This is a genomic window from Rahnella sp. CJA17(1/100), assembly GCF_963881615.1.
GTDB classification, from domain to species: Bacteria; Pseudomonadota; Gammaproteobacteria; order Enterobacterales; family Enterobacteriaceae; genus Rahnella; species Rahnella aceris.
On sequence record NZ_CAWOJA010000022.1, the window covers coordinates 20,807 to 38,801 of the forward strand.

The window sequence follows — 17,995 nt, forward strand, 5'->3', positions numbered from 1 at the left end:
TCGGAAAAAAACACAACCTTTGGGTCTAGTAGCTATCCTTGAGTGCCCTTAAATAGGCAAAAACCTGCCAGTCAGGCTTTAAGGGATCGTTAAGGTTTAATTTGTTTTGTAAATCAATGTCATCGCATCGTAAAAAGAGGTTGATTTTACGCTCAAGACCGAGGGTTGAAGGCAGGGAAGATTGTCCCTTTTCACGCATTTGTTGCACTTTGTGCTCATGAGAAAGAATATCATCATCCTCCGGTAAAATAGAGCGCGCAAACTTAAGATTTGAAAGAGTGTACTCATGTGCTGCGCAGACTAATGTTTCGTCAGGCAACGCCGCTAACCGTTGAAACGACTGGTACATTTGCTCCGGCGTCCCTTCGAACAAGCGACCGCATCCGGCGGAAAACATCGTGTCTCCACAGAAAAGATAAGGCGCGCTATAGTATGAAATATGACCAAGCGTATGACCGGGCGTAGCAAAGATCTGCCATTCCAGACCGCCAATTACCCTTTTTTCACCATTTTTAAGACTAGTCTGACTAAATTTATTCTCAGTTTCGTGAGGTCCGTATACTTTTAGACCCGGAAAATGGCTCGAAATCTCATCAACGCCCCCCACATGATCGTGATGATGATGTGTCAGAAGGATGGCTGTCGGGGTTAAATTGGCCTTTTTCAACGCGGCCAAAACAGGCGCTGCTTCGCCGGGATCGACGATCAGGCAATGCCCCTGCTGGTCATCGAGCATCCAAATGTAATTGTCCTGCAACGCCGGAATACTGATAAGATTCATGGCAACCTCTCTTTGGCAACTGCTTGAAAGAAGATAATAAACTATGCGACCAGCCCGCATCCGCAAGACCATTGTTGCTCCGGCTTCCTGGGATGAGATCCCGTGCGGCGGCTACTACCGTGCCGCGCTTGAGCAACAACTGCAACCCTGGTGGGGGAAACTTTACGGTTTCCACCTGCTGAAAATCGGCGCATTAAGTGCCGAAATCGACGCTCAGGCGTGCCCGATCTCGCATCAGGTAAATTTTGCCCAGGAAGGCGAGGGGCTGCATGTACGGGGTGATCCGTACCATTTACCTTTCGCAGCAAAATCAGTGGATGCCTGCCTGCTCAGCCATACGCTGGCCTACGCGGATGACCCGCACCGCATTCTGCGCGAAGTGGACCGCGTGCTGATTGATGATGGCTGGATGGTGCTCAGTAGCTTTAATCCGCTCAGCCTGCTGGGCATTGGCAAACTGATGCCGCTTTTTCGCAAGCGTCAGCCGTACAGCAGCCGCTTGTTTACCCAAATGCGTCTGCTCGACTGGCTGTCGTTGCTTAATTATGAAGTGATGGTGCACCGGCGTTTTCACGTGCTGCCGTGGAAAAAGAATGGCGGAAAATTGCTGAGTACGCACCTTCCCGCGCTGGGGTGCATGACGCTGATTATTGCCCGTAAACGGACTTTCCCGCTGACGCCAACGGCGAAAAAAGTTCTTGCGCAGAAACAGAAAATACCGCAGGCGGTGGGTGCAACGAAGAGTTACCGGAAGGAGCATCGCGACTGAAGTCTTGCACCTTCCCCTTTCACAAGGGGAAGGTTGGGATGGGCTGTGGCTCCTGCGGAATTAATTCTCCGCCTGATAGCCTAAATCGTCCAGCGTCGGATTCCCCGCGGCTTCTTTCGCCAGCACATCACAGCGTTCATTTTCAGGGTGTCCGGCATGGCCTTTCACCCACATCCAGTTCAGTTCATGCGTCTGGATCGCGGCATCAAGACGCTTCCACAAATCGACGTTTTTCACCGGTTTTTTATCGGCAGTTTTCCAGCCACGCTTTTTCCAGTTGTGGATCCACAATGTGATCCCCTGGCGAACATACTGGCTGTCGGTGCTCAGCGTCACTTCGCATGGTGTGCTCAGAGCTTCAAGCGCCACAATCGCCGCCATCATTTCCATGCGGTTATTGGTGGTCAGACGAAAACCCGCGCTGAACTCTTTTTCGTGTTGCTTATAGCGTAAAATCGCGCCGAAACCGCCGGGGCCGGGATTACCCAGGCAGGAGCCGTCGGTGAAAATTTCTACCTGTTTGGTCATATCTGGCAGGCTCTTTCATCAAATGTAAAAACCAAGTCTGACATAAACCGCCGTGCCGGGCACAGCAATATCTTGAGGTGTAACTGTCTGAAAGCGGGGGGATGTAACAGGTTGCCCGGGCATTCATCACTCTTTTGGCTGGAGAGCGCTGTCTTTTGCAATATAATAGGAAAATGCAGAGTGCCAGTTCAAAACTCTGAGCGAGTTGAGCCTTTCATGGTTTTTTCACTGCCAATTTTTCAATGCTTTAAGGATGTCTGATGAGAAATGTAACGGTTTCTGCAACACAAATGAGCTGCAGCTGGGATCTGGAAAATAATATTGTTAACGCCGAAAAGCTGGTTCGCCAGGCACATGCCAAAGGCGCGCAAGTTATTCTGATTCAGGAACTTTTTGCTGCACCTTACTTCTGTATTGATCAGAGCCCTGAGCATTACAGCCTGGCACAGGAGCTGGACAACAGCGCGCTTATCCGCCATTTCTCTGCGCTGGCGAAAGAACTGGAAGTGGTGCTTCCTCTGAGCTTCTTTGAGAAGTGCAATAACGCCTATTACAACTCGCTGGTCATGATTGATGCTGACGGCAGTGTGCTGGATGTCTATCGCAAAACTCACATTCCGAACGGCCCGGCCTATCAGGAAAAACAATTCTTCATTCCTGGTGATACCGGCTTCAAAGTGTGGAATACCCGTTACGCGAAAATCGGCGTGGGTATCTGCTGGGATCAGTGGTTCCCGGAAACTGCCCGTTGTCTGGCATTGCAGGGCGCGGAAATTATCTTCTATCCGACAGCGATTGGTTCCGAACCGGCCTATCCGGAAATTGACAGCCAGCCACACTGGACCCGTGTTCAGCAGGGCCACGCTGCGGCAAATCTGGTGCCGGTGATCGCCTCAAACCGCATTGGTACTGAAAAAAGCAAATTCATTCCTGATTATGAAATGACCTTCTACGGTTCTTCCTTCATTGCTGATCAGACCGGTGCGCTGGTTGAGCAGGCCAACAAAACGGAAGAAGCCGTGCTGGTTCATACCTTTGATCTGGATGCTATCGCTGCACAGCGCGCATCCTGGGGGCTGTTCCGCGACCGCCGTCCTGAAATGTATGGCGCAATCGCGACGTCCGACGGTTCAACAAGGAAATAACTGATGTCTTCTATTGATATCAATCCTCAGGCTGAAGGTTTTGCGATGCCCGCTGAATGGGCTGCGCAGCAGGCTGTCTGGATGATCTGGCCTTATCGCACCGATAACTGGCGCTCAAACGGGCGTCCGGCCCAGCTGGCTTTTGCTAACGTAGCGGCAGCGATTGCGACCAAAACGCCGGTATTTATGGCGGTTCCGGCAGCAGAAATGGCAAATGCACGCGAAGTGATGCCAGCACAAATTACGCTGGTGGAAATGGAAAGCGATGATGCGTGGATGCGTGATACCGGCCCGACCATTGTCGTCAATCCGCAAGGTGAGCATCTGGCAATCGACTGGACATTCAACGCATGGGGCGGCTTGCACGGTGGCCTTTACTCAAGCTGGGAGCGTGATCAGCGGGTGGCGCGTCAGGTGGCGAACTATCACCACATTCCTTATGTTTCAACGGATCTGGTACTGGAAGGTGGCTCCATTCATGTTGATGGTGAAGGCACTTTGCTGACCACCGCTGAATGTTTGCTCAATCCTAACCGCAATCCTGATTTGTCGAAGGCAGAGATTGAGGCGAAATTGCGGGAACTCCTCGGTGTTAAGCAATTCATCTGGCTGGAAGACGGCGTATTTAACGACGAAACAGACGGTCACATTGATAACATGTGCTGCTTCGTGCGTCCGGGAGAAGTCGCGTTGCACTGGACTGACGATCAGCAGGATCCGCAGTACGCGCGTTCGGCGGCAGCGTTGAAAGTGCTGGAAGCGGCGAAAGATGCCAAAGGGCGCAGCCTGAAAATCTGGAAAATGCCCTCACCTCCGGTTATGCATGCCACTGCGGAAGAAACGATCGGGGTGTTGCCGGGCACAGCCATTGAGCGTGTGGAAGGTAATCGTCTGGCGGCGTCTTACGTCAATTACCTGATCAGCAACAACCACATTATCTTCCCGCTGCTCGACGCTAAAACGGATAAGCAGGCTGAGAAGTTGCTGGGTGAAATGTATCCTGAGTACAAAATCACGGGTATTCCTGCCCGTGAAATTCTGCTGGGTGGTGGTAACATCCACTGCATTACACAGCAAATCCCTGCGTAAGAAAAAGTGCCCGGCGCGTCACCCTGTCTCGCGCCGGGCAGATCGTTTCTGTAATTGACTGTCAGCGTTGGATAATGAGCCATGGATTTACAAAACACCTCTAACAGGATCGTCGTTCTCGATACTGAAACCACCGGTATGAATAAACTCGGCGTCCATTATGAAGGGCACCGGATTATCGAAATCGGTGCTGTTGAAGTGGTTAACCGCCGCCTGACAGGGCGCAATTTCCATGTTTATCTCAAACCCGATCGCCTGGTGGATCCGGAAGCCTTTGGCGTTCACGGTATCAGCGACGAATTCCTCGCTGATAAACCGACGTTTGCCGACGTGGCCGACGACTTCATTGAATACATTCGCGGCGGCGAATTAGTCATTCATAACGCAACGTTCGACATCGGCTTTATGGATTACGAGTTCGACATGCTCGGCCGTAATCTGCCGAAAACCGAGACGTTCTGCAAAATTACCGACAGCCTGGCCATGGCGCGCAAGCTGTTCCCGGGCAAGCGTAACAACCTCGATGCGCTGAGCGATCGCTACCTGATCGACAACAGCAAGCGTACGCTCCATGGCGCGTTGCTTGACTCCGAGATTCTTGCTGAAGTCTATCTGATGATGACTGGCGGCCAGACCAGCATTAAATTCACCCACGAAGGCGAGCAAAATACTGGCGCTGACGGCTTGGGGATCCAGCGTGTGGCGCGGCCAGCCTCCGGGTTAAAAGTCATCGCCGCCACTGATCAGGAACTGGCGTGGCATGAAGAGCGTTTAGATTTAGTGGTGAAAAAGGGCGGTAGCTGTTTGTGGCGTTCGTAAGCCGTTTTTCTGACTTTGGGATTGAAATTGTTCAGCCTGCGGAAAAACTGTGCGGTTGATTGAAAATATCAGGAAAAGCATTGACGTAACGGCGGCCATTCCTTAATATCCGCTCCGTTCTTAACCAGAACACAACGCGGAGCGGTAGTTCAGTTGGTTAGAATACCTGCCTGTCACGCAGGGGGTCGCGGGTTCGAGCCCCGTCCGTTCCGCCACTATTCAGAAGCCCTGAGTGAGAAATCACTCAGGGCTTCGTCGTTTCAGCCGTCCTGGCTATTTCCTTCCTGTTATTCCGCTTCGGTTTTCATATAGCCAATTGCACCGCTGGTCGCACGATCATGACGGGCGATGTAACGATAGAAACCGCCAGCCAGGAAGGCACCAATAAACCAGCTGAAGTTCGCCACCTGATGCAGGCTCGGCGTAAAGCTTATCACCAGACCAATCACCACCGCCGGCACCAGCGCGGCAATCGCTTTCGGGTTGAACCCGTTGCGGTACCAGTAACGGCCGGAAGGCGTGGCGTTAAACAGCGCATCCACATCCATATGACCGCGTTTAATCAGGTAATAATCCGCCAGTAAAATCCCGAACAGTGGCCCGATAAAGGATCCCAGCACGTCCAGCGTATAGTGGATAATTTCCGGTGACTGGAACAGGTTCCACGGTGTCAGCAGAACAGAACCGACTGCGGCGATCATCCCGCCGGTACGGAAACTGATTTTCTGCGGAGAACAGTTAGAGAAGTCGAACGCAGGAGACACGAAGTTCGCCACGATATTGATACCGATGGTCGCGATGATCATGGTCAGCAGGCCGAGCGCCACCGCCACGCTGTTACCCACACGGCTGACGGTTTCGATAGGATCGGTGATCATCTGCCCGAACAGTGATTGTGTCCCTGAAACGATCACTACGGTCACAATCGAGAACAGCAGGAAGTTAAACGGCAGGCCCCAGCGGTTACCACGACGGATTTCGCCCATGCTTTTTCCGTAACGTGAGAAGTCGCCGAAGTTCAGCAGCGGACCGGAGAAGTAAGACACCACCAGCGCCGTGGCGGTCAGCATTTCCCAGCCTTGCTGGCCGACCGTCAGGGTTTTGGTGGATAACGTAAAGGAGATATTGCTCAGCCCGGTTTTATACAAAATCCAGCCCGCCAGCATCAGCATAACGACATATACCGCCGGACCCGCCACATCGATAAAACGCTTAATCGCGCTCATCCCGTGCCAGAACACCATCGCCTGCAACACCCACATAATGCCGAAACACACCCATCCCAGCGCCGACAATCCCAGCCAGTGCGGAATGGTCATAGGTGTCAGCGATGGGAAGAATTTGAGCAGCACCAGCATTAACGCATTAGCCGCCAGATAGGTCTGAATGCCGTACCAGGCGAAAGCGATCAGCCCGCGGATCACTGCCGGTATATTCGCCCCGAATACGCCAAATGCCTGACGGCAAATGACCGCGTAAGGCACACCGGCCTGCTGGCTTGGTTTCGCCACCAGGTTGGCACAAATCTGCACGATACAAATCCCGCACAACAAACACAGCAGAACCTGCCAGCTGGTCAGGCCGAGCGTAAAGAAGCTCGCGGCCACCACATAGCCGCCCATACTGTGCACATCGGACATCCAGAAAGAAAATATGTTGTACCAGCTCCAGTTTTGGTCACGGGTGGGCGCTAAATCATCGTTACACAGCTTCGGGCTGTAATAAGGTTTGATGATCCCGGCGCTCTGTTCAGATGACGCCGTGGCGGAGGTGATTTCCTGATTTGGCATAAATCGTGCTCCTGTCATAAACAACATGTGAAAGTCGGAAGCCGGATGCCGGCTGCCAAAAGTTAAAAAGCAGTCACAGGAGCACTGCATGAATCAGGCCAAATTTCATTTTTTGTATACAAAAAATAACTTTCATGTATACGATTAAATTCTCGAACGGTATACGGAGTAACGGCAATGACCAGTTGGAACGGGCTTAATACGGCCTATTTTACCGAGGATAAGGACGACCATATTTATAACGCGCTGGTGAAATCTATTGTGGAACACCAGCTTTTGCCGGGCAGTAAATTGCCGGAAGAAGCGCTGGCTGAGGTGTTTTCAGTCAGCCGCACGGGGATTCGCCGCGTCCTGCAGCGCCTTGCCGCAGTGCAACTGGTGACGTTATTGCCCAAGCGTGGTGCGCATGTCACCACCCCGGACGCTGAAGAATCGCGCGATGTCTTCGCAACCCGTAAAATCCTGGAGTGCGCCAACCTGCCGCTGGTGATTGCGCATTGCCAGTCGCCACATCTGGTGGCGCTGAAAAAACTGGTGCAGGAAGAAAAGCGTGCGCACGATGAACGTGACGGTGCCGCTGCGATCCGCCTTTCCGCCGCCTTCCATGTTCAGCTTCAGGCTATTTCCGGCAATAAAGTGCTGACTGAGTCTGTCTCGCAACTGACCCTGCGTTCCTCGCTGGCGATTGCTGCCTGGGGCGCACCGTGGCAACAGGGCTGCCGTTGCCATGATCATGACGACCTTATTGAGTTGCTGAAAAAGCGCGACGTCGCCGGGCTGACGGCAAGCATGGCGCATCATTTCGACACCATCGTCGCCAGTCTGCGTTTTGAGCAACATAACGGGCAGACCCCCGATTTTGCGCAGATATTTGCGGTTCAGAAGCCGGTTGCAGGTAAGGAGCCAGGCTGATGGTCAAATCACTTTGTATACAACTGATCAATCCGAACACCAGCCAGGCGATGACCGAAGTGATGGCGCAAACTGCCCGCTCGGTTGCGGGGTCGGATACACAAATTCTGGCCGTTTGCCCTGAAGAAGGTGCGCCGTCAATTGAAGGCCATTTCGATGAAGCGATTGCCACGTTGGGCGTGTTGCAGCAGATAAAAGCCGGGCGCGATGCCGGTGTCGACGGCCATATTATTGCCTGTTTCGGTGACCCCGGATTACTGGCTGCCCGCGAGCTGGCGCATGCGCCGGTTATCGGTATTGCGGAAGCGGCAATGCATCTGGCGACGATGCTGGCGACGCGATTTTCTATCGTGACGACCTTGCCGCGCACACTGACGATCGCCCGGCATTTACTGCATCAGTACGGGTTCGAACGCCATTGTGCGGCCTTGCATGCCATCGATCTGCCGGTGTTATCACTGGAAGACGGCAGCGGGCTGGCGCAGGAAAAAGTGCGCGAGCAGTGTATCGCGGCGAAAAAATCTGACGGCAGCGGGGCGATCGTGCTCGGTTGTGGCGGAATGGCCGATCTGGCGCAGGAACTGACGCGCGAGCTGCGTATACCGGTGATCGATGGCGTCAGCGCGGCGGTCAAAATGGTCGAGTCACTGGCGGCTCTTCACCTGACGACCAGTAAACACGGTGATCTGGATTATCCGCTGGAAAAACCCTTGTCTGGCCGTTTTGCCGGGCTGAATCTGAGAGAACACTATGTCTGATACTGAATACGGTTTTACTGATGCTTACCCGCGCGACTTAATCGGTTACGCCGGACGCCCGCCCCACGCTAACTGGCCGGGCAACGCGCGCATTGCGGTACAGTTTGTCCTCAATTATGAAGAGGGCGCAGAGAATAACGTTCTGCATGGTGATGCCGGTTCTGAACAATTTTTATCGGACATTATCGGTGCCGCCAGTTTCCCCGACCGCCACATGTCGATGGATTCGCTGTACGAATACGGTTCGCGTGCGGGTTTCTGGCGCATCCACAATGAGTTTCAGAAACGCGGCTTACCGCTGACCGTTTTCGGCGTGGCGATGGCACTGGCTCGCAATCCGGAAATCGTCAGTGCGATCAAAGCAGCGGATTACGACGTTGTCAGCCACGGCTGGCGCTGGATCCATTATCAGGACATGAGCAAAGCCGAAGAGGCGGAGCACATGCAAAAAGCCATCACCGTGCTGCGTGACCTGTTCGGCAAAGCGCCATCCGGCTGGTATACCGGACGCGACAGCCCGAACACCCGTCAGCTGGTGGTGGAATCGGGCGGGTTCCAGTATGACAGCGATTATTATGGCGATGACCTGCCGTTCTGGACGCCGGTAAAACTGGAAAATGGCGAAACCAGGCAGCATCTGGTCATCCCTTACACGCTGGAAACCAACGACATGCGGTTTGCCTCTCCGCAGGGTTTCAACACCGGCGAACAGTTTTATACCTACCTGAAAGACACATTTGACGTGTTGTACGCCGAAGGCGAAACCTCACCGAAAATGATGTCGATTGGGATGCATTGTCGGATCCTGGGACGCCCGGGGAGATTTCGCGCTTTACAGCGGTTTCTCGATTACGTCGAATCGCATGATCGCGTGTGGGTGTGTAAGCGGCAGGACATTGCGGAACATTGGGTTAAACATTTCGGTGTTTAATCCCGAAATTCAAATTCAAAACCTTGGGCTCGCCGCCCAAACTGGCCCAGAGGACGCGTAAGCGCGCGCCCTCTGGACTCCCGCGCTTTTTCACTGCGCGCTATCGCTAGATAATATGTTTCAGGTATCACCGTGACAGGCTGGAAATCTTGCCGCTGCGCGGTTCCCTCTCTCGGTCCTGAAGCCTTAGGTCTTCAGGCCGCTCCATTCGGCAAGATTTCTGAATCGCCCGTGCGATCTTAAATTCAAAGGCAGACTGCTTTCATCTTTTAGAAAAGTGCATTGGCGTGATCAAAAATTTTGCTGAACGGAGCGGCTTCGAGACCACAGGCTCGAAGACCGAGAGAAGGAACCGCGAAGCGGCAATATTTTGCGCCACTCACTGCTCTACCGGAACATGTTCGTCGTGCCTGCGATAGCGCGCAATTAAAAGACGTGGGAGATCCAAGAGGGGCCCGTCCTGGCCCCTTTTGGGCGGTTTCGGCGCAGCGCGATAAGTGATCGCTGTTATTGAGAAACCGAAATTATCACCGTTCAGATTTCCCCTCGGTGGGAACCGAAATTGTCACCGTCCATTCCTGGAAAAGAACAGTTTCCTCAGCTTTCCAAAGCTGAACCGCCCATTGGTTCGGTCAAACCATCAAACTCACATGCGCCGCCACAATCTTCCATCCACTCGCCATCTTCACCCACGTTTGCTGCTGGCGACCAATCTTGTCGCTGCCTTCCCGGCGGAATTCTGTGCTGGCGACCGCCATGTCATCGCCAAACGTGGTGATAGTCGTGTTGACCAGTTCCCGGTCTAACCCTTGTGACGATCGCGCGGTGCGGAATGCGCGGATGGCGTCAATGCCATAAAGATTCTCTCCCGCGCCGTAGCGCACGGTACGCGGGTCGTGCCAGAACAGTTCGTCGAGTACGGCGGTATCGTTGGTGATCAGCGCCTGTTCATAGCGATAAAACGCCGCATTCATTTCGGCGAGGATCGCCGGGCGGTCGATATGTTCAGTTTTCATAGTGACTCTCTTTACTCTTTTCACTTCACCCTGGGAAAACGGGGATGCGGGTTGTTACGCGGGCATCACCGGAGAACTGCTGACATTCACTATTCCCTGCTGCTCAAGTGCCCAGGCGGCACGCAGGCAGAGATCTTCGCGCCACGGTGGCGCAATCAATTGTAATCCTATCGGCAGGCCGGTCGACGTGGTGACCGGCACCGTCACCACCGGCAAGCCGAGGAACGAAATTGGCTGCGTCAGCATGCCCATATTGGCGCGTGTCGGCAGATCCTGACCGTTGATGCGAATGGTTTCCTGACCAAGCAACGTTGCCGGACACGGCGTGGCAGGGGCGATCAGAATGTCCCAATGATCGAACAAGGGCAAGATTTGCTGCTGAAATTGCTGACGGAAACGCTGCGCCTGAACATACCATGCCGCCGGGATCATTGCGCCAGCGAGCAGACGCTCACGTGAAAGTGGCTCAAACTGTTCCGGAATGCTGCGCAGTTTTGGCAGGTACTGATTGCCACCTTCCGACGCGCTGATGATAAACGCGGCGGACCGTGCCAGCCCGGCCTGTGGCATTTCAATTTCTTCCTGGGCTTCCAGTGCCTGCGCTATCCGGCGTACGGCTGCTTTGGCGTGGTCGTCACACCAGAGAGAAAAGTATCCGCCCAGTACGGCGCTGCGCAGGCCCTGTTGCCCGCGCTTAAGCTGGGAAAATGTTTCTGTGACAGGTTTGTCAGCCTGAAAGTGATCCTGCGGATCCGTGCCCTGTATGGCGTCATAGACCTGCGACAAATCTTCGCTGCAACGTGCCATCGGGCCGATGTGATCGAGGCTGGCGACAAACGGCTGGCTGCCGCGACGTGAAATCCGCCCGAAGGTCGGTTTCAGGCCGAGAATACCACTTAATGAGGACGGCACACGGATCGAGCCGTTGGTATCACTGCCGAGGGTGAAATGCACCAGCCCGGCAGCCACGGCGGCGGCCGAACCACCGGAAGAGCCTCCGGCTACCCGCGCCAGATCCCGCGGGTTACGGGTGGCACCGTAATGGCTGTTTTCTGTGGTGAAACCGTACGCATAAGCATCCATATTCAGCATGCCGGAAAGCATCGCACCCTGAGAAGCCAGGCGTGAAACTGTCCAGGCGTCATGGCGTGCAGCGGCGTTGCTGCTGTTGAGGCTGGCACCGGCCAGCGTCACTTCACCGGCCACGTCCAGCAGGTTTTTCACCGCATAAGGAATGCCCGCCAGCGGTGGAAGTACGGCACCGCTGGCGCGGCTTTTATCCACTTTCGCTGCTTCACTCAGCATGCGATCGCGGGTGATCTGCGTCCAGGCGTTGATGACCGGATTGGCCTGTTCAACGGCGTCGAGCGTGGAGGTGGCGATTTCTGTGGCCGAGATTTCGCCCTGCGCAATCACCTGATGTAACTGGCTGACGGTAAAGCTATCAAACGATTTCATGCGCGGTACACCCCGGCAATTTCCAGACGCGGATCCAGCGGTAAATCCATCAGCGGTTGTGCCATTTGGGCAATGCGGCTGAACTGCACCAGCAATTCCTGACGGCGTGCGTCGTCGAGTTCCAGCGCCAGAACGGATTCCATCTGGCGGATATAGGCGGCCCAGTCGGTCGCTGCGGAGGTATTTTTCATTCTGCTTCCTTATCCATTCTGTTATGCAAACCCTGATCAAAAACCGGCGGCGCTGCCGTTGCTGCGCGGGTCGGAGGCACCTTCAAACATGCCGTTGGTGTGACGAACGATGGCACCGGCGTGACCGACGGCTTCACTGAAATCAGGCAACAGTTCGACGTCATGACCACGCTGTCTCAGCCCGGCCAGCGTCGGATAGGCAAAACGGCCTTCCAGTTTCAGTGAATCCGAACTCTCGCCCCAGGTACGGCCAAGCAGCCAGCGCGGGCCGCTGATCGCCTGTTGCAACGATTGCCCCTGTACTACATGGCGGATAAACACGGCGGCCTGCGTTTGCGGCTGGCCGTCACCCCCCATCGAGCCGTAAACCATGGTGCGCCCGTCGTATAAGCGTGCGGCGGCAGGGTTGAGGGTATGGAACGGTTGCTTGCCCGGTGCCAGCGCCAGTAAATGGCTGGCGTCGAGGCTGAAGGACGCGCCGCGGTTTTGCCACAACACGCCGCTGCCCGGCAGCACCACGCCACTGCCGAACTCGTGATAAATGCTCTGGATAAAAGAAACCGCCAGCCCGCTGCTGTCCATCACGCCCATCCAGACGGTATCGCCCGGCCCTTTACCTTTACCCCAGTCGGCGGCGCTGTGTGGTTTGATGCGGGTCGCAAGAGCATCGAGATACTGCGGATCCAGCAGTTCCTGTGCATCCTGCGTCATCATGCGCGGATCGGTGATAAAGCGATCGCGCAGACCGAACGCCAGTTTGGTGGCTTCCACCACGCTGTGAATGGTGGCACTTTCGTCCATGGTTTCCAGCGGCAAACGGTCAGTCAGGCCGAGGATCGCCAGCGAAACCAGCCCCTGCGTCGGGGGTGTCAGGTTGTAGATTTCGCCTTTACTGTGTTTGAGCCGCAACGGCACACGGCGCTGTGGCTTGTAAGCGGCGAGATCGGCGCGGGTCACTGGCATGCCGAGCTTTTCCATGTCGGCGGCCATATTGTCGGCCAGATGACCGCGATAGAAACTGTTCAGCCCGTCCTCGCACAGCATCGATAACGTCTGCGCCAGTTGCGGCTGAGTGAAGCGGTTTCCGGCGCGGGGCACATCGCCGTTAGGCAGAAAAACATCGGCAAAGCTGCGGAAATCTTTCAGTTCGTGTTGCTTGGCGCGGGTCGCCGCTTCCTGCGATGCCGTCACCGGAATACCATCAGCGGCATAACGGATGGCGTCACGCAGCAGGCGGGAGAGCGGTTTTTGCTCGCCGCCAAATTCAGCCGACACGTTCAGCGCTTCCTGCCAGCCGCCGACGGTGCCCGCTACCGTCAGCGCGGCTTTCGGGCCACGGTGCGGAATGTGCGTTTCACCGGCGTAGAAATCGAGAGAGGCGAGGGAGCCTGCGGCACCGCTGGCGTCTATCGCCACCGGATTGCCCTGCGGCGGCACGATCAGCCAGAAGCCATCGCCCCCCAGCCCGTTCATGTGCGGATAGACCACGGCAATCGTCGCGGCCGCAGCCACCATGGCCTCGATGGCATTGCCGCCTTCACGCAATACCGCAAGCGCACTCTGGCTCGCCAGATGATGAGGTGTGACCGCCATGCCCAGCGGTGCGCTGTTACTGTTAATCATGCGATGTCCTTTTTAGAAACGCTTTTTTATGCTGCCCGTGCTTGCAGGGTTGTGGGCGCGTAGGGATAAAGTTAAGCAAGAGGTGTTCCACATCGGCAAAACCTTGCAGCTTTAGCGCTAATTTCTCTTGCATTGGCAAGCATAGTGCATGGTATGTTCCGCTGATTTACTGAAACATTGGTTACAAAAGGGCCAGAGATGAAACAGATTGATGAGCGTCTGCGTGACCATTACGCAGAACTGACGCCGCAGGAACAGCGGGTGGCCGACTTTATTTTTGCCAGTATTGACGACCTGATGAGCTATAACAGCGCCGAACTGGCGCGGCTTAGCGGCGTATCGAAAGCCACGGTCAGCCGCCTGTTCAAACGCCTCGGTTACCCGAGCTACCGCGATATGCGCGATGAAATGCGCACCCTGCGCCAGAGCGGTATGCCGCTGACCGACAGCCGCGACGCGGTGCAAGGTAACACCTTGTTATCACGGCACTATAAACAGGAAATGGCCAACCTGACGCAGTGGATTAACCAGATTGATGGCACCCAGTTCGGTGCGCTGATCGCCGCCCTGAATCAGGCGCGGCAAGTACGTTTGCTGGGTTTTCGTAACAGTTACCCGGTGGCGCTGCACCTGCGTCAGCAACTGATTCAGGTGCGTGCTGGCGTGATGATAATGCCGCAGCCGGGGCAAACGCTGGCGGAAGAACTGGTGGATCTTACCGCGCAGGACGTGGTGATTTTCGTCGCTTTCCGCCGCAGGCCGCGCATGGCGAAGGCAATTCTGATGCAGTTACAGTCACTTGGCGTGCCGGTGTTGCTGATTTGCGAGCCGCAGGCGCAGACACTTATCCCGCTGGCAACCTGGCATCTGGCTGCTCCGCTCGACAGCGTATCGGCATTCGACAGTTATTCTTCTGCCATGAGTCTGGCGAATTTGCTCAGCAATGCATTGCTGCACGATATGCTCGCTTCAGGCCGCCAGCGTATTCATCAGATAAGCGATTTGTATAACGATCTGGATGAGCTGGAGCAGCGCTGATTCCCGTTTGAAGAACAAATCGGGCGCTTTTCTGGTGCTTTCGCACAATTTCAGTGCATCATATTTTTCATTGGTTCACACTTTTTGCCCTGATTCAGGGCAAAAAAACTTCTTCTGATCGCGCCTCTCATTGTCTAATTCCTTGTCATACCGTGACTTTGTGCACAATTTTTCTGCTGCCCGGCTTTTGGCACATTCGTTGCAAAGCTATAAACATAAGAATCTATCGTTCCAAAAACCTTTCACCGGAGATAATCTATGAACATGAACAAACGGCTGTTGGCATGGGCAGGTGCGGCAATGCTGGTGCTTCAGGCATCCAGCGTAATGGCGGATCAGTTGCAGGATATTCAGAAACGTGGCGTGCTGCGTGTGGCTGTTCCTCAGGATTTCCCGCCGTTTGGTTCGGTGAGCAAGGATTTGCAGCCGGAAGGTTATGACATCGATATGGCGCATTATCTGGCCGATAAGATGAAACTTAAGTTGCAACTGGTGCCGGTCACCAGCGCCAACCGCGTGCCTTATCTGCAAACGGATAAAGTCGATCTGGTGATTTCAAGCCTGGGTAAAAACGCTGAGCGCGAAAAAGTCATCGACTTCAGCAACGCTTACGCACCGTTCTTCCTCGGCGTGTTTGGTGCCCAGGGTGACAAACTGTCCGACCTGAAAGAACTGTCCGGTAAAACCATCGGCGTGACCCGTGGCGCGGTGGAAGATCTGGCACTGACCGGCGTGGCACCGAAAGATGCCAAAATTCAGCGGTATGAAGACAACAACACCACGCTGTCTGCATACCTTTCCGGCCAGGTGGAATACATCGCTACCGGCAACCTGGTGGTCGCCGCGATTGCCCGCATGAACCCGGCCAAAGCACCGGTTTCGAAAGTCATGCTGAAAGATTCACCATGCTACGTCGGTCTGCGTAAAGACGAACCCGCGCTGAAAGACAAAGTGAATGAACTGATCGCCGAAGGCATCAAAGACAAGACGCTGAATACACTGTCTGAAAAATGGATGAAGGCACCGCTGCCAGCGTCCATCGGCGCGTGATCAGAGGCCTGACGGAGATCTTTCATGACCTATCAGCTTAACTTTAGCGCGCTATGGCCTTATATGCCGGAACTGCTGGCCGGTTTATGGACCACCATTGAGCTGACGGTAATGGCAACGGTTGGCGGTGTCGCAATAGGGATTTGCGGCGCGGCCATCCGCTGCGGCAACCATAAAACCCTGCGTGCGGTCTGGGGCGTGTATGTCGAAGCCATCCGTAATACGCCGTTTGTGGTGCAGCTGTTTTTCATTGTCTTTGGCCTGCCAGCCATTGGCCTGAAAATGACTGCCGGTGAAGCGGCGCTGCTGGCGATGCTGATTAACCTCGGCGCCTACAGCACGGAGATTATCCGCGCCGGTATTCAGGTGACGCCGAAAGGTCAGTGGGAAGCCGGGCGCGTGCTGGGATTAACCCGCAGTCAGACGTTCCTGCGCATCGTGCTGCCGCCGTCGCTGAAACGCATTTATCCGTCGCTGGTCAGCCAGTGCATTATCGTGATGCTCGGATCTTCCGTGGTATCGCAGGTGTCCTATGAAGAACTGACGTTTGCCGCGAACTTAATTCAGTCGCGCACCTTCCTCAGTTTTGAAGTGTATCTGGTCACCACGTTGTTTTATTTGTTGCTGTCGGTTGCGATGCGTCAGTTGTTGCTGCTGGCCGGACGCCGTGTCTTTGGGAGTGAAAACTGATGATGACCTTCACCGACTGGGACATTGTGCGCAATCTCCTGCTGGCGGCGCGCTGGACGTTATTGTTGTCGCTGACCGCTTTTATCGGCGGCACGCTGGTGACGTTGCCGTTGCTGTTACTGCGTCTCACCAAACGCCGCTGGCCGACGCTTTTTGTCCGTCTGTATTCCGAGCTGTTTCAGGGCACGCCGCTGCTGATGCAGCTATTCCTGGCCTTCTTTGGTCTTGGCCTGTTTGGGATTAATGTCAGCCCGTGGACCGCCGCCGCGCTGGCGCTGACGCTGTATACCAGCGCTTATCTGGTGGATATCTGGAGCGGCAGTATTGCCGCATTACCGAAAGGCCAGTGGGAAGCGTCGCGCTGTCTCGGCCTGAATTTCGGTCAGACGTTATGGCGGGTGATCACCCCGCAGGCGTTGCGCATTGCTATCGCGCCGACTGTCGGGTTTTCCGTGCAGGTGGTGAAGGGGACCGCGCTGGCCTCGATTATCGGTTTTGTCGAACTGACCAAAGCCGGAACGATGCTGAACAACGTGACGTATGAGCCGTTCAAAGTGTTTGGATTAGTGGCGCTGGGCTACTTCCTGATGTGCTATCCGCTGTCCCGTTACAGCCAGCATTTAGAAAAATCATTGCGTGGAGAGAAACAGTAATGCCACTGATCACCATCAACCAGGTTCAGAAATTTTACGGTCAGAACCACGTACTGAAAGGCGTGGATCTGGATATTGACAGCGGCGAAGTGATTTCGATCATCGGCCGCAGCGGTTCAGGCAAAAGTACGCTGTTGCGCTGCATGAACGGGCTGGAAGGCTATCAGGAAGGCAGCATCAAACTCGGCGGGATGACCATTACCGACCGCGATTCTCAGGCGCGTGACATCAGCCGTTCCGTGGGCATGGTGTTCCAGAGTTTCAATCTTTTCCCGCACATGACCGCGCTGGAAAACGTCATGCTGGCGCCACGCCGCGTGCTGAAAAAGTCCGCTGCCGAATGCCGTGAACTGGCCGCGCAGATGCTGGCGAAAGTCGGTCTGGCGGATCGCATGGATTATTACCCGTCGAATCTTTCCGGCGGCCAGCAGCAACGCGTGGCGATTGCCCGTGCGCTGGCCATGAACCCGAAAGTGCTGCTGTGTGATGAAATCACCTCGGCGCTGGATCCGGAATTAGTCGGCGAAGTATTGAAAGTGCTCGAGCAACTGGCGAAAGAAGGCATGACGCTGGTGCTGGTGACACACGAAATGAATTTTGCCCGCGAAGTGGGCGACCGCGTGGTGTTTATGCATCAGGGCACCGTGTGGGAACAGGGCGAAAGCCGGGCGCTGTTTGCCAATCCGCAAACGCCGGAGTTAAAACAATTTATAGCATCCGTACGCGGCCTTACTGAGGCTGCCGCAAGCTAACA

The 17,995-nt window shown here is 54.9% G+C and carries 19 protein-coding genes and 1 tRNA gene; 13 read left to right on the forward strand and 7 right to left on the reverse strand.

The genetic code is table 11. The features are described 5' to 3' along the window. Positions 1-25: 25 nt before the first annotated feature. Positions 26-781 (reverse strand): hydroxyacylglutathione hydrolase, encoded by a 756-nt coding sequence (gene gloB / locus AACU55_RS11525; RefSeq protein WP_134705472.1) that lies wholly within the window; start codon positions 779-781, stop codon positions 26-28. 43 nt (positions 782-824) lie between these two features. Between gloB and AACU55_RS11530 the strand changes: the two genes are divergently transcribed. Continuing rightward, positions 825-1,550 carry a class I SAM-dependent methyltransferase gene (locus AACU55_RS11530; RefSeq protein ID WP_037036549.1) on the forward strand — a complete coding sequence of 242 codons (726 nt, stop codon included), beginning with the start codon at positions 825-827 and terminating at the stop codon, positions 1,548-1,550. 60 nt (positions 1,551-1,610) lie between these two features. Here the strand turns inward: AACU55_RS11530 and rnhA are convergent, their stop codons facing one another. Next, positions 1,611-2,078 carry a ribonuclease HI gene (rnhA, locus tag AACU55_RS11535; RefSeq protein WP_013574250.1) on the reverse strand — a complete coding sequence of 156 codons (468 nt, stop codon included), beginning with the start codon at positions 2,076-2,078 and terminating at the stop codon, positions 1,611-1,613. 260 nt (positions 2,079-2,338) lie between these two features. Here rnhA and aguB point away from each other — a divergent pair, with 260 nt between their 5' ends. From aguB to AACU55_RS11555, 4 genes are all read left to right on the forward strand, one after another. Continuing rightward, positions 2,339-3,223 (forward strand): N-carbamoylputrescine amidase, encoded by an 885-nt coding sequence (aguB, locus tag AACU55_RS11540; RefSeq protein ID WP_013574251.1) that lies wholly within the window; start codon positions 2,339-2,341, stop codon positions 3,221-3,223. 3 nt (positions 3,224-3,226) lie between these two features. Then, complete coding sequence (gene aguA, locus AACU55_RS11545) at positions 3,227-4,312, forward strand: agmatine deiminase (RefSeq protein ID WP_037036548.1); 1,086 nt, start codon at positions 3,227-3,229, stop codon at positions 4,310-4,312. Positions 4,313-4,393: 81 nt separating this feature from the next. Then, on the forward strand, positions 4,394-5,131 hold the full coding sequence (dnaQ, locus tag AACU55_RS11550; protein ID WP_013574253.1) for a DNA polymerase III subunit epsilon: 738 nt from the start codon (positions 4,394-4,396) through the stop codon (positions 5,129-5,131). 138 nt (positions 5,132-5,269) lie between these two features. Then, positions 5,270-5,346 (forward strand) — tRNA-Asp (locus AACU55_RS11555). A gap of 72 nt (positions 5,347-5,418) precedes the next feature. Here AACU55_RS11555 and AACU55_RS11560 read toward each other — a convergent pair. Continuing rightward, complete coding sequence (locus AACU55_RS11560; RefSeq protein ID WP_134705473.1) at positions 5,419-6,921, reverse strand: NCS1 family nucleobase:cation symporter-1; 1,503 nt, start codon at positions 6,919-6,921, stop codon at positions 5,419-5,421. A 177-nt stretch (positions 6,922-7,098) separates the two neighbouring features. Here AACU55_RS11560 and AACU55_RS11565 point away from each other — a divergent pair, with 177 nt between their 5' ends. The 3 genes from AACU55_RS11565 to puuE are packed head-to-tail and all read left to right on the forward strand — an operon-like array spanning position 7,099 to position 9,522. After that, entirely contained in the window at positions 7,099-7,833 is a 735-nt protein-coding gene (locus tag AACU55_RS11565; protein WP_013574255.1) for a GntR family transcriptional regulator, read from the forward strand. Then, the gene (locus AACU55_RS11570) at positions 7,833-8,591 is read left to right on the forward strand and encodes an aspartate/glutamate racemase family protein (protein ID WP_134705474.1); all 759 of its coding nucleotides are present in this window, start codon (positions 7,833-7,835) and stop codon (positions 8,589-8,591) included. The genes AACU55_RS11565 and AACU55_RS11570 overlap by 1 nt, the downstream gene beginning before the upstream one ends. Then, complete coding sequence (gene puuE, locus AACU55_RS11575) at positions 8,584-9,522, forward strand: allantoinase PuuE (RefSeq protein ID WP_037036546.1); 939 nt, start codon at positions 8,584-8,586, stop codon at positions 9,520-9,522. The genes AACU55_RS11570 and puuE overlap by 8 nt, the downstream gene beginning before the upstream one ends. Before the next feature lie 632 nt (positions 9,523-10,154). Here puuE and hpxZ read toward each other — a convergent pair. From hpxZ to AACU55_RS11595, 4 genes are read right to left on the reverse strand one after another with little or no spacing between them, the layout of a single operon-like run. Continuing rightward, entirely contained in the window at positions 10,155-10,538 is a 384-nt protein-coding gene (gene hpxZ / locus AACU55_RS11580; RefSeq protein WP_013574258.1) for an oxalurate catabolism protein HpxZ, read from the reverse strand. Between the two features lie 54 nt (positions 10,539-10,592). After that, the gene (locus AACU55_RS11585; RefSeq protein ID WP_134705475.1) at positions 10,593-11,996 is read right to left on the reverse strand and encodes an AtzE family amidohydrolase; all 1,404 of its coding nucleotides are present in this window, start codon (positions 11,994-11,996) and stop codon (positions 10,593-10,595) included. Further along, positions 11,993-12,187 carry an oxalurate catabolism protein HpxX gene (gene hpxX / locus AACU55_RS11590; RefSeq protein WP_013574260.1) on the reverse strand — a complete coding sequence of 65 codons (195 nt, stop codon included), beginning with the start codon at positions 12,185-12,187 and terminating at the stop codon, positions 11,993-11,995. The genes AACU55_RS11585 and hpxX overlap by 4 nt, the downstream gene beginning before the upstream one ends. A gap of 36 nt (positions 12,188-12,223) precedes the next feature. Beyond that, positions 12,224-13,810: a gamma-glutamyltransferase family protein gene (locus AACU55_RS11595; protein ID WP_037036544.1), complete on the reverse strand. Its 1,587-nt coding sequence runs from the start codon at positions 13,808-13,810 to the stop codon at positions 12,224-12,226. 198 nt (positions 13,811-14,008) lie between these two features. Between AACU55_RS11595 and AACU55_RS11600 the strand changes: the two genes are divergently transcribed. The 5 genes from AACU55_RS11600 (at position 14,009) to AACU55_RS11620 (ending at position 17,993) form a co-directional block, all read left to right on the forward strand. Next, entirely contained in the window at positions 14,009-14,848 is an 840-nt protein-coding gene (locus AACU55_RS11600; RefSeq protein WP_037036543.1) for a MurR/RpiR family transcriptional regulator, read from the forward strand. A gap of 258 nt (positions 14,849-15,106) precedes the next feature. Further along, complete coding sequence (locus AACU55_RS11605) at positions 15,107-15,898, forward strand: transporter substrate-binding domain-containing protein (protein ID WP_037036542.1); 792 nt, start codon at positions 15,107-15,109, stop codon at positions 15,896-15,898. Positions 15,899-15,922: 24 nt separating this feature from the next. Further along, on the forward strand, positions 15,923-16,588 hold the full coding sequence (locus AACU55_RS11610; protein ID WP_013574264.1) for an amino acid ABC transporter permease: 666 nt from the start codon (positions 15,923-15,925) through the stop codon (positions 16,586-16,588). Positions 16,589-16,590: 2 nt separating this feature from the next. Beyond that, positions 16,591-17,241, forward strand: a complete 651-nt coding sequence (locus AACU55_RS11615; protein ID WP_099049209.1) for an amino acid ABC transporter permease — start codon at positions 16,591-16,593, stop codon at positions 17,239-17,241. After that, positions 17,241-17,993, forward strand: a complete 753-nt coding sequence (locus AACU55_RS11620) for an amino acid ABC transporter ATP-binding protein (protein WP_037036540.1) — start codon at positions 17,241-17,243, stop codon at positions 17,991-17,993. The genes AACU55_RS11615 and AACU55_RS11620 overlap by 1 nt, the downstream gene beginning before the upstream one ends. Positions 17,994-17,995: the final 2 nt, after the last annotated feature.

What these genes read in the sequence shown, in the direction of transcription:
- hpxZ (WP_013574258.1), bottom strand. Translation starts at nt 10,538, where the DNA reads ATGAAAACTGAACATATCGACCGCCCGGCGATCCTCGCCGAAATGAAT.
- AACU55_RS11560 (WP_134705473.1), bottom strand. Translation starts at nt 6,921, where the DNA reads ATGCCAAATCAGGAAATCACCTCCGCCACGGCGTCATCTGAACAGAGC.
- rnhA (WP_013574250.1), bottom strand. Translation starts at nt 2,078, where the DNA reads ATGACCAAACAGGTAGAAATTTTCACCGACGGCTCCTGCCTGGGTAAT.
- aguA (WP_037036548.1), top strand. Translation starts at nt 3,227, where the DNA reads ATGTCTTCTATTGATATCAATCCTCAGGCTGAAGGTTTTGCGATGCCC.
- AACU55_RS11605 (WP_037036542.1), top strand. Translation starts at nt 15,107, where the DNA reads ATGAACATGAACAAACGGCTGTTGGCATGGGCAGGTGCGGCAATGCTG.
- AACU55_RS11565 (WP_013574255.1), top strand. Translation starts at nt 7,099, where the DNA reads ATGACCAGTTGGAACGGGCTTAATACGGCCTATTTTACCGAGGATAAG.
- aguB (WP_013574251.1), top strand. Translation starts at nt 2,339, where the DNA reads ATGAGAAATGTAACGGTTTCTGCAACACAAATGAGCTGCAGCTGGGAT.
- AACU55_RS11595 (WP_037036544.1), bottom strand. Translation starts at nt 13,810, where the DNA reads ATGATTAACAGTAACAGCGCACCGCTGGGCATGGCGGTCACACCTCAT.
- AACU55_RS11600 (WP_037036543.1), top strand. Translation starts at nt 14,009, where the DNA reads ATGAAACAGATTGATGAGCGTCTGCGTGACCATTACGCAGAACTGACG.
- AACU55_RS11615 (WP_099049209.1), top strand. Translation starts at nt 16,591, where the DNA reads ATGACCTTCACCGACTGGGACATTGTGCGCAATCTCCTGCTGGCGGCG.
- AACU55_RS11570 (WP_134705474.1), top strand. Translation starts at nt 7,833, where the DNA reads ATGGTCAAATCACTTTGTATACAACTGATCAATCCGAACACCAGCCAG.
- hpxX (WP_013574260.1), bottom strand. Translation starts at nt 12,187, where the DNA reads ATGAAAAATACCTCCGCAGCGACCGACTGGGCCGCCTATATCCGCCAG.
- AACU55_RS11610 (WP_013574264.1), top strand. Translation starts at nt 15,923, where the DNA reads ATGACCTATCAGCTTAACTTTAGCGCGCTATGGCCTTATATGCCGGAA.
- AACU55_RS11585 (WP_134705475.1), bottom strand. Translation starts at nt 11,996, where the DNA reads ATGAAATCGTTTGATAGCTTTACCGTCAGCCAGTTACATCAGGTGATT.
- AACU55_RS11530 (WP_037036549.1), top strand. Translation starts at nt 825, where the DNA reads ATGCGACCAGCCCGCATCCGCAAGACCATTGTTGCTCCGGCTTCCTGG.
- gloB (WP_134705472.1), bottom strand. Translation starts at nt 781, where the DNA reads ATGAATCTTATCAGTATTCCGGCGTTGCAGGACAATTACATTTGGATG.
- puuE (WP_037036546.1), top strand. Translation starts at nt 8,584, where the DNA reads ATGTCTGATACTGAATACGGTTTTACTGATGCTTACCCGCGCGACTTA.
- dnaQ (WP_013574253.1), top strand. Translation starts at nt 4,394, where the DNA reads ATGGATTTACAAAACACCTCTAACAGGATCGTCGTTCTCGATACTGAA.
- AACU55_RS11620 (WP_037036540.1), top strand. Translation starts at nt 17,241, where the DNA reads ATGCCACTGATCACCATCAACCAGGTTCAGAAATTTTACGGTCAGAAC.